This window comes from Arthrobacter crystallopoietes (assembly GCF_017603825.1).
Taxonomy (GTDB): domain Bacteria; phylum Actinomycetota; class Actinomycetes; order Actinomycetales; family Micrococcaceae; genus Crystallibacter; species Crystallibacter crystallopoietes_B.
This window is the reverse complement of record NZ_CP072014.1, coordinates 4,006,495-4,020,907: the sequence shown is the minus strand read 5'-3', so window position 1 is coordinate 4,020,907 and position 14,413 is coordinate 4,006,495. Positions and strand designations below refer to the sequence as shown.

Sequence of the window (14,413 nt, the reverse complement as noted above, 5' to 3'; positions counted from 1 at the left end):
TGACGGGTGGCCGCAGCCTCGCAGCAGGTAAAGCTGTGAACTCCCCGGCAAATTCTGCCGGGGAGCGTTGCGGTCACCCGTTTGCCATGTCCTATCGGATAGTTTGAGACACATGCCAATTTGGTCAAGGCTTGTGCCCGAGAGTGAAGAAAAGAGAGTAGCCGTGTCGCGCGATCGCACTGACGAGGCTGCCGAGGATATTCTGACGCACTGGCTGAAACAGCTGGGCCAGCACGCGGGAACAGATACCCTGCTGTACTTCGCGCCATCCTCGACGAACAGCATCGACCTCACCCATGCCCATCCGTCCGGTCTTGCCCAGCTGCTGACCGGTCGGCGTACCCGGCTGTCCACGTTGCTGCGGGACCAGGCGCAGTACTCGGCGGCGATGAAGACCGCCCGCAGCCTACGCTCCAAAATCTTCGAGCTCGGCACGGAGCGCGGCATCGACGTCGGCTATCTTGCGGCGGGCACGGCCTCCTGGCGTGTTCCCGAGGTTGGCCGGTCCGAGACCCTGAACGCCCCGATCATGCTCACCCCGGTGGCGCTGACGGTCCGGCCCAGCCAGGATGACTACGAACTCCAGCTCACAGACCAGGCCAGGCTCAACCCGGCGCTGGTGAGGCACCTTGAAGCCGAACAGGGCCTCGACATCGACCCCGAAGGCGTGGCCCGGCTGGCGTACAGCACCGCACGGTTCGATCCGCATCCGGTGCTGGAGCGGCTGCGGTCGCTGACGCAGGATGTGCGCAGCATGACCATCGAGCATCACCTGCTGGTCTCCACCTTCGCCGATGTGGCGAACACTGCCGATACCTCCGTGCTGGATTCCGCGCATCCGCTGCTGAACGCCATGATGGCGGCAGATCTGGATCCGGAAACCGGCTACCACGTGCCCGTGCCCGAGGTGGACCTGCCGCCGCTGGACGAGCGCGCACCGCAGGACGAGTTCCTGGTGCTTGACGCGGACCCGGCCCAGCAGCACGTCCTGGATCTGGTCCAGAGCGGCCACTCGGTGGTCGTCTCCGCGCCGCCGGGCACAGGCCAGACCCAGACCGCCATCAATGCCGCGGCGACGCTGGCCTTCGAAGGCAAATCCGTCCTGGTGGTGGCGGAGCGGCGCACTACGCTGAACCAGTTCGCCAAGCAGCTCGACGAGCTCAAGCTCGGTTCCCTGGTGCTGCAGCTGAACGCCAATATCACCAGCCAGCAGCTTAAGGACCAGCTGGTCCGGGCCATCATGCGCAATGAGCAGGCCACGGCGCCGCAGCTGGAAAAACTGCACAGCACGCTCAACGACCACCGCCACCAGCTGATGGACCATGTTCAGTCGCTGCACAATGTCCGCAAGCGCTGGAACTGCTCGCCGTACCAAGCCATGCAGTCGCTGGCCAAGCTCACCTCGCTGGATCCGGCTCCGGCCACCACAGTCCGGCTCAAGCGCTCCGTGCTGGACAGCATCGCCGACCGGGCCGAACTGACCGGCCGGCTGCGCCGCGCGGCGGAACTAGGCAGCTTCAGCAAGTCCTCGACCAACAGCCCGTGGTTCGGTGCCAAGCTGCTCAACCGCAAGGAAACCGAAGACGCCCACCAGCTTTCTGTTGATCTGGCTCGCGACATTCCCAAGCTGCGCGAGCAGATGAACCGGGTGGCGGAGCATTCCCAGATTTCCCTGGGTACCAGCTTCCGCGAATGGGGGCAGCAGCTCCTGCTGCTGGTCGCCGTGCGCGGCAGCCTGGACAAGTTCACGCCGGACATTTTCGACAGGCCGGTCACGGACCTGATTTCCGCAACGGCCTCTTCCGGGTGGCGGCGCGAGCGCGGGATCGAAATGAGCTCCATGACCCGGTCCCGACTGCGGCGGGTGGCCAAGGAATATGTGCGTCCCGGCGTTCATATCTCGGACCTGCACGAGTCCCTGGCGGACGTGCAGCAGCAGCGCAGCAAGTGGGCCGAATACGCCACCACGCAGCGTCATCCGTCGGTGCCGTCCGGCTTGGCGGAACTGAACAGTTTCTACCTCGGCATCCACAAGAAGCTGCAAAAGCTTTCCGGGCTCCTTGCGGAACCGGCCGACGGCGTGCTGCTGGCCGACCTGGACCAGGACGCACTGGTGGAGCGGTTGGAAGCACTGGCGGCGGACCGCGAGACGCTGGTGAACCTGCCGGAGCGGACCCTGCTGTTGGAGCAGATGCGCGAGCACGGTCTGGGCGAACTGCTGGATGATCTGGCCGAGCGTGAAGTGGCTACCGAGAATGTCGGCGCCGAACTGGACCTTGCTTGGTGGCAGTCGGCCCTGGAAGCCATGATCAGCGGTGACGACTATCTGGCCATGTCCGACGGCGACAACCTGCGCAAGCTGGAAGCGGTCTACCGGCTGGCCGATAACGCCCATATCGCGTCCGGCGCGGCACGTCTGCGGTGGGAGCTGGCCCAGAACTGGCGGCACGCCATCAAGAGCCAGCCCAAGGCGGCGGAGCGGCTGCGGGAGATGCTCAAGACCTCCGAACCGACCCTGCGGTCCTTGAGCGAGCAGTCGGGCCAGTTGGTATCGTCATTGATGCCTGTCTGGGCGGCCTCACCGCTGGTTCTGCCGATGGTACTGCCGGCCCAGAAACGGTTCGATGCCGTTATTATTCTCGACGCCGAAGCCACTAGCCTGCAGTCCGCGGTCGGAGCCATGGCACGGGCAGAGCAGGTCATCGCCTTCGGCGACGGCCAGCTGGGCATGGCGGAACCGTTTGAAGTCAATGTGGACCGGAAGCGCGACCTAGCGCCGGGCACCGAGACGGATCCGGTCATCAGCAGCTATCACGCGCTGGCACGTGTCCTGCCGGTACTTCCGCTGACCACCTTGTACCGCGCGGTCGACATGGAACTGGCGCAGTCGTTGAGCAAGGAATTTTACGACGGCGCCCTCACCCGGCTCCCCTCCGCCTGCGAAATCACCGGCGGTGATGGACTCGTGGTGGAATACCTGCCGGACGGAACAGGCCTGCCCGGTGCCGGCCATGAGGGTGTTGAAAGCGTTCCGGCGGAAATCAACCGGGTTGTGGATCTGGTGTTTGAACACGCACGTCACCGGCCCCAGCGTTCGCTTGCCGTCATCACCTCCACGGTCCGCCACGCGGCACGCGTGGCTGAGGCGATCCGTCTGCAAATGCCCAATTATCCTGCGGCTTCGGAGTTCTTCAAGCGGGCGGAGGATTCCTTCCGCGTGGTTCCCGTGGAGCGGTCCTCCGGGCTGGTCCGAGACGACATCGTCTTTTCACTTGGTTACGGCCGCACGCCGCATGGCCGGGCAGTGCATAACTTCGGCCCTTTGTCGGAGCCGGATGGCCGGAGCAGGTTCGCCATGGCTATGACGCGGGCCCGGCGTTCGCTGCGGGTGCTCACATGTTTCCGACCCGAAGACCTTGATCCCGATCGGCTGAGCCATGGTGCCATCGATTTCTATGAACTGATCAACCGCAAGCTCGGTACCGGCGGGGTAACCGTATCAGCTGCCTCTGCCGGGATTGATGATCCGCTCGTCGCGGATCTGGTCGAGCGGATCCGCAGCCGCGGCGCGCAGGTGCAGGACCACTACCGGGGAATCCTGGACATTGTCGCAGCGGCAGACCCCTTGCAGTTGCCGGGAGACCACCATCCGACCCTGCCGGTGGCGTTGGAGTCGGACGGCACGTCGCAGTACCGGAAGATGAGTGTGCGCGAGCGCAGCCGGCTGCGGCCACAGCTGCTGGAGCGGCTCGGATGGCGTCCGCTGACGTTGTGGACCATCGAAGTTTTTGCCGACCCGGAGAAGTGCGCGCGGCTGATCGGAGGATACTTGGGACTACAGGATCCGGATCAAGAAGGGACGGGAAGGCACTTGGCCAAGGAGGACAAGCCTGCGGAACGTTCCGGGGACCGGCAGGCAGGCGGCACGGACAATTCCGTCGACCCCACCGAAGGCGCCGCAGCCCAGGCGGAACCCCAGGACCAGCAACCGCAAACACGGAAGGCCGCCGCGGCGGCGCTTCGCGAAAGTGCCATTCCGGACCGGGCCAAAGAGGACGATCCGAGTGCCTGGGGCGACAACCGGGAGGACCGGGACGCCTGGCTGAAGGAACAGCGCCCGCCTCACTGGGGCTGACTCCTAACCCACAAGGACCAGGAAGACCGTGCCCCGGCTCGACGCACTTGCCAGCGCCGTGGCTTCGGTCGGTGATGCTGCCACCACCACGAGGCCTTCGCTTTCCTGGCGGCCCAACAGCCCGGAACCGTCGGTGGTGCTCCCGGCCTTCCACAGCACGGGCACGTCGCTTGCCAGCACTTCCGAGGCTGCCGGTTCTTCATAACCGTTGCCGGTGCTGAGCACGATGTCCACCCGTTGGCCGGGGCTGAGCAGTTGCACCGTCGACTGGTCAGCCGGCCTAACCGGAACCGCGACGGTGCCCGGCGGGCTACCGGCCAGGAGCCCGGGACCCACGATCGAGGTATCCAGGACAGGGGAACCGGCCCGCAACGCCGTGGCCAGCCGTTTTCCCGTCAGGTCGTGGACTGAAGCAGTTGATCCGGAGGGCACGGCCGAGGCGGGAAGTCTGCCGGTCACCAGATCCGAATCGGCCAGGACGGTTCCCGCAGCCAGGTCTGCGGCCGCAGTGACCACGGGAACGGTCTCATGCGGGGCCGGAGTGAGCTCATGGACCGTGAGTCCGGCGGCTGCGCAGAGCAGGGCAGCTGCGATAAGTCGGTAATGGCGCCTGATCAGACGCCGGACAAGGAACGGGAGGGTCGCCCGGGGTGAATGCTGCATAGGGCCACAGTAAGGACGCCGGGAGCCAGCGGGGCAGGGGTTTGCCGCGGATTGTGCACGGGGGCTGCGGTAGTTCCTGTTGTGGAGGAAAGGAACGTCACCGGACGCAGAACACCCGGGGTGCCGTGGCATCCCGGGTGGCGTACTGCTAAGGCAGGTTTCTAGCTGGCAGCGGGGGCGGCAGTGGCCGGTGCGGGTGCCGCGGCAGGCGCCGACGCCGGGCTTTCGGACTTGCTGGCGGCCGGAACCGTGCTGGTGCTCTTCGTATCGCGTGAATCGGTCCGGTAGAAGCCGGAACCCTTGAAAACGACGCCGACACTGTTGAACTTTTTGCGCAGGTTGCCGCTGCACTCAGGGCAAACGCTCAGCGAGTTATCGCTGAAGGACTGCTGGATCTCGAAAGCGTGGCTGCAATCTTTGCAGGCATAGGCGTACGTGGGCACTTGAATCCTCCTGAAAATTCCCGGGGAACATATCCGGGGCTACCCCCTGGGCTGGCACTCGATAGTTCCGAGTGCTAATTCTACACTGTCCCGGGCCCGAACCATATCCAACCCTCTGCGGTCACGGCACCGTCCAGCGGGGCGTCCAGTTCAGTGACCTCGAAGCTGCCGGGAGCCACGACCTCGTGAGGGTAAAAGACCCCGACTTCCTTCGGTTGCTCGGGCAGCCGGGCGACCCCTGCAAGGAAACGGTCGTAGTAACCGCCGCCCTGGCCTATCCGGTTGCCATCGGCGTCGACCGCCAGACCGGGTAGCAAGATCAGCGGGACATCGGCCATGATGGCTGACGGCAGTCGTTCCCCAACCGGCTCATAGACCCAGGCCCGTGGACTGCGCACCAGCTCCACTCCGTCGTACCACTGCACCCAGCTGAGCTGGTACTCCGGCTCGCAGACGGGGACGACCACTCGGTAACCGGCCCGGGTCAGAGCAGGCAGCAGCAGTTCGGTGGAGGGCTCCGCGCCGGTTGAGAGATAGCCGGCAACGGTACTGCCGCGTTCCGCCCCGGCCGCTTCCAGCCCCGCCATGACGTGGCTGGCCAACTGTTCGGCAGCCGCGCGCCGGTCGGTCTCGGGCAGATCCTGCCGCAGCTTGCGGAAATGTGCACGGGCGGAGTCTTTATCCAGAGGTGTCACGGCAATCCTTGTTCGAAGGGCTCATTGCCGCCGTCGAATGCACTTAGGCGGCAGCTGTCATGCTAATTCATATTTTGACGCCGCGGATGGGTAATCTTATTTCCATGAAGTCTCTTCGCACCGTACGTAAGGCCGTCATTCCGGCCGCCGGTCTCGGCACCCGCTTCCTGCCCGCAACCAAAGCCATGCCCAAAGAGATGCTGCCGGTAGTGGATAAACCGGCCATCCAGTATGTGGTTGAGGAAGCGGTCCGCGCGGACATCACGGACATCCTGATGATTACCGGACGGAACAAGCGACCGCTGGAAGACCACTTCGACCGGGTGCCCAACATCGAGTTCGTCCTCGAGGAAAAGGGTGACCTCGACAAGCTGGCCTTGGTGCGCGAGGCATCGAACCTGGCTGATATCCACTACGTGCGCCAAGGCGATCCCAAGGGACTGGGACATGCCGTGCTGCGCAGCCGCCAGCACGTTGGCGACGAGCCCTTTGCCGTGCTGCTCGGTGATGACCTGATCGACGAAAACGATGAGCTGCTGCGCCGGATGATCGACGTCCAGGAGAAGACCGGTGGATCCGTCGTCGCACTGATGGAGGTCGAGCCCGCGCAGATCAGTGCCTACGGTTGTGCCGACGTCAGCGAGATGGACGGTATCGACTGCGTGCAGGTCAACCGGCTGGTTGAAAAGCCGTCGCCCGAAGAGGCCCCCTCGAACCTGGCCATCATCGGTCGGTACGTACTGCATCCGTCGGTCTTCGACGTGCTGGAAGAGACCGGTCCCGGACGGGGCGGAGAAATCCAGCTCACCGATGCGCTCGAGACCCTGGCGTCCCGTGAAGGCGAAGGCGGGGGCGTCTACGGTGTGGTCTTCCGTGGACGGCGGTACGACACCGGTGACAAGCTGAGCTACCTGAAGGCTGTAGTGACCATCGCCTCGGAACGCGCCGACATCGGTGAGGATCTGCGCTCCTGGCTGAAGGAATTCACCGAAGGCGCACAGGGCTGAGACCAGGCGGGCGGCGGTGCTGAGTTCGGCCATCTGGCCCGTCAGAGTTGAATGCGGTAGTTTGGCGCTGCGCCCGATCTCCCGTCGGGACAAGCGTGAGTGGCTGCAGTTGCGCCAGCAGAACGCGGCGTGGCTCGCCCCTTGGGAAGCCTCCAATCCGGATCCCAACGGTTCCTTGCCGCAGTTCGCCGAGATGGTTCGATCGCTGAACAGGCAGGCGAAGCTGGCAACAGCGCTGCCGTGGATCATCACCGAGATCCAGCCGGGCCGGCCTGCACCGGTGATCGTCGGGCAGTTGACCGTATCCAGCATTGTCTGGGGATCGGCCATGATGGCTACGCTCGGTTATTGGGTGGATCAGGCGTCGGCCGGTCGCGGCATCGCGCCAACGGCAGTAGCAATGGCCACGGACCACTGCTTTCGCGATCTGGGGCTGCATCGGATGGAAATCAATATCCGACCGGAGAATTCCGCCAGCTTGCGGGTAGTGGAAAAACTTGGCTTCCGGGATGAAGGGCTGCGTCCGCGATACCTGCACATCAATGGTTCATGGGCCGACCACAGGTCTTTCGCGCTGACTGCGGAGGAAGTTCCGGACGGACTTCTTCCCGGCTGGCTCGAAAGTAGCGGACGTTCGTGCTGACCTGCTGGTTTATCAATTTCCGGTGACTTTCGCCGACACACCGTGACTAATACCGCATCCGGCATGTTTTAGCTTCTACGGTTTTGATTGTGGACATTCAAAGCTCAGTGATCTTCGTGGTGATCGTGGGGCTTTGGCTTGTCTGGGTAGGACCGTACTTACTTCGCTTTCTTGGAACCGCAACGCTGGCCGAGGCGCTTCCGGGCCAGGGAATATCATTCGACTCAGGACCCGTCACGGCCACAGGCAGTGCAGCTCAGGGGATCATCATGGAAAACAACGCCCATTCCGGAACAGCCCGCGCCGCCTCCGGGCCTGGGCGCGTCGCCCCGGAGGGCGCTGCCCCGGAGCAACATGCGCCCGCGCCCTTGAACATCCGCTACGGCCGTACTGTTCTGGCTCTGGTGGGAGCCGGTGCATTGCTGACTTTCGTCATCGGCGGGGGACTGGCCCTCTTCGGGGTGGTCTCGGGCAGTGTCCCGGGGGTCGCACTGCTGGCTGTTGCCACCGTCGTACTTATGCTGCGTGCGCTGGTGCGGCGTGACCGGCGCCGCCGCGCAGCCGCCCGCGTGAACAGGGCCTTCGAAGAAGCGATGAATCCGCCGGTCCACCATCTTTCACCACTTCCGCAGAGGGAAACGGTGCTTTTCGATGCGGCGGCCGAAGCGGAAGCCGAAGCAGCGTCGGGTTCGGAAAACCAGGAACAGGCTGCCGCGCCTGAACCAAGGCGTCTGACACCGGAGGAACTCCGCGCGGAAGCACTCAAAGTTGCTGCCGAAGCCGAGTCAAAAAACGCAGCGAATTCCGCGCCCGGAACCGGTCCCACCTGGGAGCCCGTAGAGGTGCCGAAACCGACCTATGTTGCATCGGCCAAAGCGGAACGGCCGGCCCCCGCACCGCTTCCGGCCCCGGAAGTAAAAAAGCCAACGGCGAAGACGCCCATCAAGCAGGGCGCCGTGGCTCCGAAAACCGATCTGCCGGTCGCCGCGAAGGACGGCGCGTCTCCGGCTGCCAAGGAAGCGGCGTCGCCGGCGGGCAAGATCAATCTGGACGCGGTGCTGCAGCGGCGCCGGGCGTGACGGCCGCAGCGCTGGCAAGTGGCGATCAGAGGGTCCGCTCCGGTAAGGGCGGGCCTTCTGCTTTTCTCCGGCCGGAGGAAGCCGTTCCTGCGCCGGGATGATATGAAAAGGAGTATGAACGCTCCGAGCCGCGACCTGATGCGGGCCGAGACCGATGGCATCGACCTGTTGGAGAGCAGGAAGATGCAGCAGCCGCTGGAAATCGCGGTCGGCACTCTCGGCGCAAGTATCCAGGGATGGAAACTGGCCAAGCTGCAGCACCGACCGGGCGCCGGAGCGACCGGGATCTACAGTGTGGACGTGCGGGTCCCTGACGGGACTGTACGCACCGAATACGTCTGCATCACTACTTCAGTGGTTCCGGATACTGGCGTTCCCGTGGTGCGGCTGGATGACGGGAACATGGCGTTGACCGCTTGGCTGTATCCCGCGGATCCGGTGTTGACCGGGTTGGCGACTGCCTGTGATTCCGCCGCTATGGCACGCGCCGCCTTCGGCGGTGGAGACGCCGACCTGCGGATGGTCAACTACCGTCCTCTCCGCCGGGCGGTGTTGGAAGCCTCGCAGGGAGCATCGCGCGTGTTCATTAAAGTGGTCCGCCCCGACAAGGCCGACGCGTTGTTGCGGCGCCATCGGCTGCTCACGGAGGCCGGACTCCCGTCGCCGGAGCTGATTCCCGGCCCGGCTACCGGCGTGGTGCTGCTGCGTGAGGTCCAGGGCACGCCGCTGGCCCAAGGGCTGATGAATGACGGTGCATCGCAATTGGCCCCCGACACCCTGCTGGAGCTTCTGGACCGGTTGCCCGCCGGGGTGATGAAGCTGTCCCGCCGCCCGGCATGGGCCGAACGCGCGGCAGACTACGCTCGGGCGGCCGCAGCCGCTCTTCCGCTGGAGCAGGATCGGATTTTCCGCCTGGAGGAGAAGATCTCGAAAGTGCTGGCGGCGACGAGGTCTGGTCCGTTGGTACCAACGCACGGCGACTTTTACGAAGCGAATCTGTTGATCGACGGCGGCACGGTCACGGGAGTGCTGGACGTGGACTCGCTGGGGCCCGGCTACCGGATCGATGATCTCGCCTGCTTCATCGGCCACCTGGCGGTACTGCCGGCTGTTCATGAGGGATACATCCACGTACCGCAGGCTATGGAGCGTTACCTGGCCGCCTTTGACAAAGCTGTCGATCCGGCAGGGCTGAGAGCCCGCTCCGCCGGCGTGGCCTTGTCCCTGGTGGCCGGCGCCAAGACCTTTGGCCAGGGCGAAGGCTGGCAACGTGACGCACTGGAGCGCCTGGCCATTGCGGAGCGGCTTGCTGTCGAAGCGGTTCAGCTGTCCGAGGCCAGCCGGTAACCCATGCCCCGTACCGTGGCGAAGCGCTCGGCCCCAAGCTTGTTGCGCAGGTAGCGTACGTACACATCGACCACATTCGAACCGGGGTCGAAATCGTAGCCCCAGACACGGGAGAGGAGCTGCTCGCGGCTGAGGACCTGGCCGGGGTTGCGCAGAAAGGCTTCAGCCAAAGCGAATTCGCGGGCCGACAGGTCTATCTCTTTGCCGTCAATGGCGGCACGCCGGGTGCGCAGGTCGAGCTGCAGGTTTCCGCTGCTGAGAGTGCTCATATCCGACGTCGGTGCTTCCGTCCGCAGCCGTAAGCGCACCCGGGCGAGCAGCTCTTCAAAGCGGAAGGGCTTGGCCATATAGTCGTCGGCACCGTTTTCGAGGCCGGCCACCGTGTCGTCGACGGAACTGCGTGCGGTCAGGATGATGACCGGAGTATCGTTCCTGGCCTCGCGGATCCGGCGGAGCACCGTAAAACCATCCTGGTCCGGCAGACCGAGATCCAGCACGATCAACTCGAAATCACCCGTCATGGCCAGGTGATAGCCCTCACGGCCCGTGGCTGCAACAGTAGGTACGTAGCCGGCCGATTTCAGGCCCTTGGCGACAAACGAACTGATCCTGTCCTCGTCCTCGATAACCAGAATCTGGCTCATACTTGATCCTCCTGCTCAGGCTCGTGTTCTTGGATAACGATGGTGAAAGTGGAACCGTGTCCGGGCGCGCTGGCCAGTTCAACCGTCCCGCCGTGGGCATGGGCGATGGCGTTGACGATGGTCAATCCCAGTCCGGATCCTTCGGCCCTGGTCCCGTTGGCGCCGCGGGCGAAGCGCTCGAAGATCCGGCTCTGGTCCTCGGAGGCGATGCCGGCGCCCTCGTCGCGGATCCAAAGGCGCAGTTCTCCAGGGGTGGCACGGGATCCGACGGCAATGGTTGAACCTATCGGCGAAAACTTGACCGCGTTCGCAGCCAGTTGCAGCCAGGCTTGGGTCATGCGTTTCGGATCGAGGCTCCACATGTGTTCGGCGCGGGAGTCGACAACCCACCGCCGGTCGCCCAGTGTGCGGGCTTTGTCCAGCACGTCATCCGTCAGCTGCCCGACCTCCAGAGGGCGGGGTTTGACGAATTCGGGACGTTCGGCGCCCGCGAGCGTAACAAGGTCATCAACCAGCAGCCGCATGCGGTCCAGTTCGTCGAGGGCAATAGCGCGGACGGAGTCAACATCTTCCGGATCGCGCGAGTCCTGCAGTTCCAGGTGCCCCTGGACGATCGTGATCGGCGTACGCAGCTCGTGTCCGACGTCGTCGAGCAGCTGGCGCTGGGCTGTCATTGAGCCCTGAAGCCTGTCCAGCATCTCGTTGAAGGTCTGCGAAAGCTCGGAGAGGTCATCGTTCCCACTGACCGGTATGCGGCGGGACAGATCGGTTTCGGTGATCTTCTGGGCGGTTTCCCGCACTAGTCGGATAGGTGCCAGTAACCTTCCGGCCACCAACCAGCCCACTCCGGAAATGAGTACAAGCGCGGCCAGGCTGATCAGTGTGTAGGTCCGGAAGTTGTCGCCGAGCTCCTCGAGTTCCGCATCGTAGTCGAAGGCCAGCAAAAATATGCTGTGGGTGGGATCCGAGGAGAGCTGGACAGGTACCGTCACGGCCCGGTACGTAGTCTGCTCGGTTTGGATGGAGGTGAGGATGATCCGTTCAGTCTCCGGCTGAGCCACGACTTTGTCGATAAGTTCCTGATCGTTTTCCAGCCGCAGCTGGACCGAGTTGTTGGCGGTCAGCGCAACCTGACCATTAACGATGCCAACCATGCCTTCGTTTTCCGCCGGTGCCGTACGCGCCATCACGGTCCGGACCAACTGGCTGCCCCGGGTGAATTCCTGTCCCGTTTCGGGGTCGATGCCGATGTCGGCCAAGGTATCGAACTCTTCGACGGACCGTCTCAGCGAGTCATCGATGCGTTGAATAATCTGCCCACGCTGGAGACCAAAGAGCACGGCGCCGGCTACTGCGAGGCCCAACGCGGAAAGTGCGAGTACGGCCGCGAGGACACGGGTGCGGACGGACAGGCCGTCCAGGCGCCTAAACATCCGTCCCGGTCATCATCAGGTCGATTTTAGTCGTCATCGTCACCGCCGTCGTCATCATGGAAATCGTCGTCTCCGTCGTCGTAATCAACCGGCGGTGCGGGTGGCACCGGGACGGGCGCAGGAGCGGGGGCAGGTGGCGGAGCGGGCGCGGGAGGCGGCTCGGGGGCAGGGGTCGGGGCCGGCGCAGGATCAGGTGCCGGGTCGGGATCCGGCGCTTCCGGCTTCGAAGGCCTTCCGGCGTCGGGATCGGGTGCTGCCGAAGCGTTGTCCCCGGAACCGGCACCCGGCGATTCAGCCGGCGCCGTGGAGGCCGAGGGGGAGGGCGTGAAGACTATCGACGGTCCCAGATCGGAGGGGGCCGGGCTGCGGAGAGTGCTCGCCACGGCATAGCCTGCCAGCCCCATGACGAGCACGATGCCAACGGCCATGAGCACATAACGGATGGTCGCGCGCTGCATGCTTCAAGTATTCCGACGCAAGATGAGACGAATATGAGAAGCGTCAGTTCTCGGCTGCTTCTTCCGCCGCGCGGCGTGCCTCCTCGGCCTCATCCTTGCGGCCGAGCGAGTCCAGGGCCGCTGACAGCCCGAGGTTGGCAGCCACACGCAACATTCGGCTGACCTCGGGTTGGGCCAGCACCATCCGGAACATCGGTACCGCGTCCGCGGGACGGTCAAGCTCCGCCAGGACGTGCGCGGCGAAAAGTTCGGAGTTGCCGGCCGAGGCAGCGTCGTCCGCCGCGGAGTACAAGTCCGCGGCCTGCAGAGCCGCGGAGACGGCGGCAGGCCCATGGTCGAGGGCCCACAGCCCGCGTGCCCTGGTGTCGCTGTAGTCCGCCTCGTACCAGTGCGCGCCGTAGTCCCGCGCCAGCCGGATTGCCTCGTCCAGCTGGGTGATCCCGTCCTGGTCACCGGCTTCGCACATCGCATGGCCGAGGGCATGGAGGGCCTGCGGCAGGGCCGCTGCGTCGTCGGAAGACTTGCGGGCGGCAGCAACGGCCGCCTCGAAGCAGACGATCGCGTCAGCGTCATGGTCTTCCCGCGACAGCAGGGTGCCGATGGCCAGCAGCGACCGGGCGGCCTCGCCGTACTCTCCGCCGCCAGTGAACTCGGCTACTGCCTCGCGCCAGCAGTCCAGGGTGTCGGCGGTGCGTTCGGCATGGCGGTGTGCATGTCCCAGGCTCATCAGGGTTCGGGCCTTGTCCGAGTGCGGGGCGTCGGTCAGCCGCTGTCGCTGCAGCAGCTTGCCCAGTACCTGGGCAGCGAGTTCATACTCCTCCGCCTCCAGCAGTTGGTTGCCCAGCGCCAGGCGCAGAGTCAGTTCCTCCTGGACTTCGCCGCGTTCGGCCTGCTGCACGGCCGCGCGCCAGGCCAGTACCGAACTCTCCGCGTCCCCGGCGGCAGCACAGAGCTGTGCCACGACGACCGCCGCGGAAATGGCGCCCTTGCGGACGCCGCAGGCAGCGTAGAGTTCAAGAGCCGTCAGGGCATACTCGATGGCGTCGTCGTCATGCTCCCCGGTGTTGGCGAGGTTGGCCTTCAGCAACCACATGGAGGCCGCCAGTGCGCGGTTGGCCGGAATGGCGAGCAGCCGGTCTGCCGCGGCGACAGCCTGCCCGGGCTGGTCCATCTGCAGGTAGGTGTGCGCCAGATACATCAGTGCCCCGGCGAGACTGTCGGTGCGCTCGCCGGCAGCATAGCCCTCCACCGCGTCCTCAAGCAAGGCGACCGCCGTGGATCTCACCCCTTTTTGCGAATGTGCGACGGCGATGGCCAGCTTGACGTCGGCCAGGACGCCAACGGGGGCCTTGGCTGCCTGAAGCTGCTCCAAAGCCGCTTCGAGCACGGGCAGTTCCGCGGCGGTCGCTTCGCGGAAGAGGACCGTCCCGAGGTCCGCCTCGACGGAGGCTTGGACATTGCGTCCGGCGCTGCGCAGCCGGTCCACCCGCTGCGCCAGATAGTACTCGGCATCCGAAGTCTGGTCTTGGATCTGGGCCACGGCTATCAGGACCGAATACAACGCCAGCACGGTGTCGGTGTCGGATTCGGTAGCCTGCTCAAGTCCGAGGCGTGCCAAGGTAACCGCGCCATGGTGGTCCTCCGCGTAGGCCGCTTCATAGGCCCGGTCCAGGCAGTCACGGGGATTCGCCGGCGTTGCGGCAGGGTCCGGCCCGGCGGCAGCGAGGACTTCCAGAAGCCGCCGCTCGATGGCGGGCATAGCCACGCTCCAATCCGGCGGGACGGGGTCCGCGCGATGCCTTGCTGGCCTGATCCCCATGCATTCAGTTGTAGTCCCCGCTGGCCCCGGACGCAACGCTCGGGCCG

Annotated in this window: 12 protein-coding genes; 5 read left to right on the top strand and 7 right to left on the bottom strand. The window is 65.0% G+C overall.

Annotated features, from left to right (window positions below):
* Window positions 1-112: 112 nt before the first annotated feature.
* A complete protein-coding gene (locus J5251_RS18395) occupies window positions 113-4,135 on the top strand; it encodes a DUF4011 domain-containing protein (RefSeq protein WP_208574799.1) in 4,023 nt (1,340 codons plus the stop codon).
* 3 nt (window positions 4,136-4,138) lie between these two features.
* On the opposite strand, the gene cpaB is transcribed toward J5251_RS18395, so the two are convergent.
* The 3 genes from cpaB to J5251_RS18380 all read right to left on the bottom strand — a co-directional run bounded on the left by cpaB (window position 4,139) and on the right by J5251_RS18380 (window position 5,936).
* Window positions 4,139-4,798 carry a Flp pilus assembly protein CpaB gene (cpaB, locus tag J5251_RS18390; RefSeq protein WP_208574798.1) on the bottom strand — a complete coding sequence of 220 codons (660 nt, stop codon included), beginning with the start codon at window positions 4,796-4,798 and terminating at the stop codon, window positions 4,139-4,141.
* A gap of 161 nt (window positions 4,799-4,959) precedes the next feature.
* The gene (locus tag J5251_RS18385; protein WP_139004703.1) at window positions 4,960-5,241 is read right to left on the bottom strand and encodes an FmdB family zinc ribbon protein; all 282 of its coding nucleotides are present in this window, start codon (window positions 5,239-5,241) and stop codon (window positions 4,960-4,962) included.
* An 80-nt stretch (window positions 5,242-5,321) separates the two neighbouring features.
* Window positions 5,322-5,936, bottom strand: coding sequence for a 5-formyltetrahydrofolate cyclo-ligase (locus J5251_RS18380; protein WP_171059313.1), 615 nt, complete (start codon window positions 5,934-5,936; stop codon window positions 5,322-5,324).
* Window positions 5,937-6,040: 104 nt separating this feature from the next.
* On the opposite strand from J5251_RS18380, the gene galU reads away from it, so the two are divergent.
* The 4 genes from galU (at window position 6,041) to J5251_RS18360 (ending at window position 10,012) form a co-directional block, all read left to right on the top strand.
* The gene (gene galU / locus J5251_RS18375; RefSeq protein ID WP_139004705.1) at window positions 6,041-6,943 is read left to right on the top strand and encodes a UTP--glucose-1-phosphate uridylyltransferase GalU; all 903 of its coding nucleotides are present in this window, start codon (window positions 6,041-6,043) and stop codon (window positions 6,941-6,943) included.
* A gap of 19 nt (window positions 6,944-6,962) precedes the next feature.
* A complete protein-coding gene (locus tag J5251_RS18370; RefSeq protein WP_139004929.1) occupies window positions 6,963-7,586 on the top strand; it encodes a GNAT family N-acetyltransferase in 624 nt (207 codons plus the stop codon).
* 269 nt (window positions 7,587-7,855) lie between these two features.
* Complete coding sequence (locus J5251_RS18365) at window positions 7,856-8,665, top strand: hypothetical protein (protein WP_208574797.1); 810 nt, start codon at window positions 7,856-7,858, stop codon at window positions 8,663-8,665.
* A gap of 114 nt (window positions 8,666-8,779) precedes the next feature.
* Window positions 8,780-10,012, top strand: a complete 1,233-nt coding sequence (locus J5251_RS18360) for an aminoglycoside phosphotransferase family protein (RefSeq protein WP_244250721.1) — start codon at window positions 8,780-8,782, stop codon at window positions 10,010-10,012.
* Here J5251_RS18360 and J5251_RS18355 read toward each other — a convergent pair.
* From J5251_RS18355 to J5251_RS18340, 4 genes are read right to left on the bottom strand one after another with little or no spacing between them, the layout of a single operon-like run.
* Window positions 9,988-10,656 carry a response regulator transcription factor gene (locus J5251_RS18355; protein ID WP_139004707.1) on the bottom strand — a complete coding sequence of 223 codons (669 nt, stop codon included), beginning with the start codon at window positions 10,654-10,656 and terminating at the stop codon, window positions 9,988-9,990. The genes J5251_RS18360 and J5251_RS18355 overlap by 25 nt on opposite strands.
* On the bottom strand, window positions 10,653-12,089 hold the full coding sequence (locus J5251_RS18350; RefSeq protein ID WP_244250720.1) for a sensor histidine kinase: 1,437 nt from the start codon (window positions 12,087-12,089) through the stop codon (window positions 10,653-10,655). The genes J5251_RS18355 and J5251_RS18350 overlap by 4 nt, the downstream gene beginning before the upstream one ends.
* A 26-nt stretch (window positions 12,090-12,115) precedes the next feature.
* Complete coding sequence (locus tag J5251_RS18345; protein ID WP_208576239.1) at window positions 12,116-12,547, bottom strand: hypothetical protein; 432 nt, start codon at window positions 12,545-12,547, stop codon at window positions 12,116-12,118.
* Between the two features lie 43 nt (window positions 12,548-12,590).
* A complete protein-coding gene (locus J5251_RS18340) occupies window positions 12,591-14,306 on the bottom strand; it encodes a hypothetical protein (protein ID WP_208574796.1) in 1,716 nt (571 codons plus the stop codon).
* Window positions 14,307-14,413: the final 107 nt, after the last annotated feature.

Bases quoted from the DNA above. Each gene is read 5' to 3' on its own strand.
- J5251_RS18395 (WP_208574799.1), top strand. From the start codon at position 113: ATGCCAATTTGGTCAAGGCTTGTGCCCGAGAGTGAAGAAAAGAGAGTA.
- J5251_RS18350 (WP_244250720.1), bottom strand. From the start codon at position 12,089: ATGTTTAGGCGCCTGGACGGCCTGTCCGTCCGCACCCGTGTCCTCGCG.
- J5251_RS18345 (WP_208576239.1), bottom strand. From the start codon at position 12,547: ATGCAGCGCGCGACCATCCGTTATGTGCTCATGGCCGTTGGCATCGTG.
- J5251_RS18340 (WP_208574796.1), bottom strand. From the start codon at position 14,306: ATGCCCGCCATCGAGCGGCGGCTTCTGGAAGTCCTCGCTGCCGCCGGG.
- cpaB (WP_208574798.1), bottom strand. From the start codon at position 4,798: ATGCAGCATTCACCCCGGGCGACCCTCCCGTTCCTTGTCCGGCGTCTG.
- J5251_RS18365 (WP_208574797.1), top strand. From the start codon at position 7,856: ATGGAAAACAACGCCCATTCCGGAACAGCCCGCGCCGCCTCCGGGCCT.
- galU (WP_139004705.1), top strand. From the start codon at position 6,041: ATGAAGTCTCTTCGCACCGTACGTAAGGCCGTCATTCCGGCCGCCGGT.
- J5251_RS18355 (WP_139004707.1), bottom strand. From the start codon at position 10,656: ATGAGCCAGATTCTGGTTATCGAGGACGAGGACAGGATCAGTTCGTTT.
- J5251_RS18360 (WP_244250721.1), top strand. From the start codon at position 8,780: ATGAACGCTCCGAGCCGCGACCTGATGCGGGCCGAGACCGATGGCATC.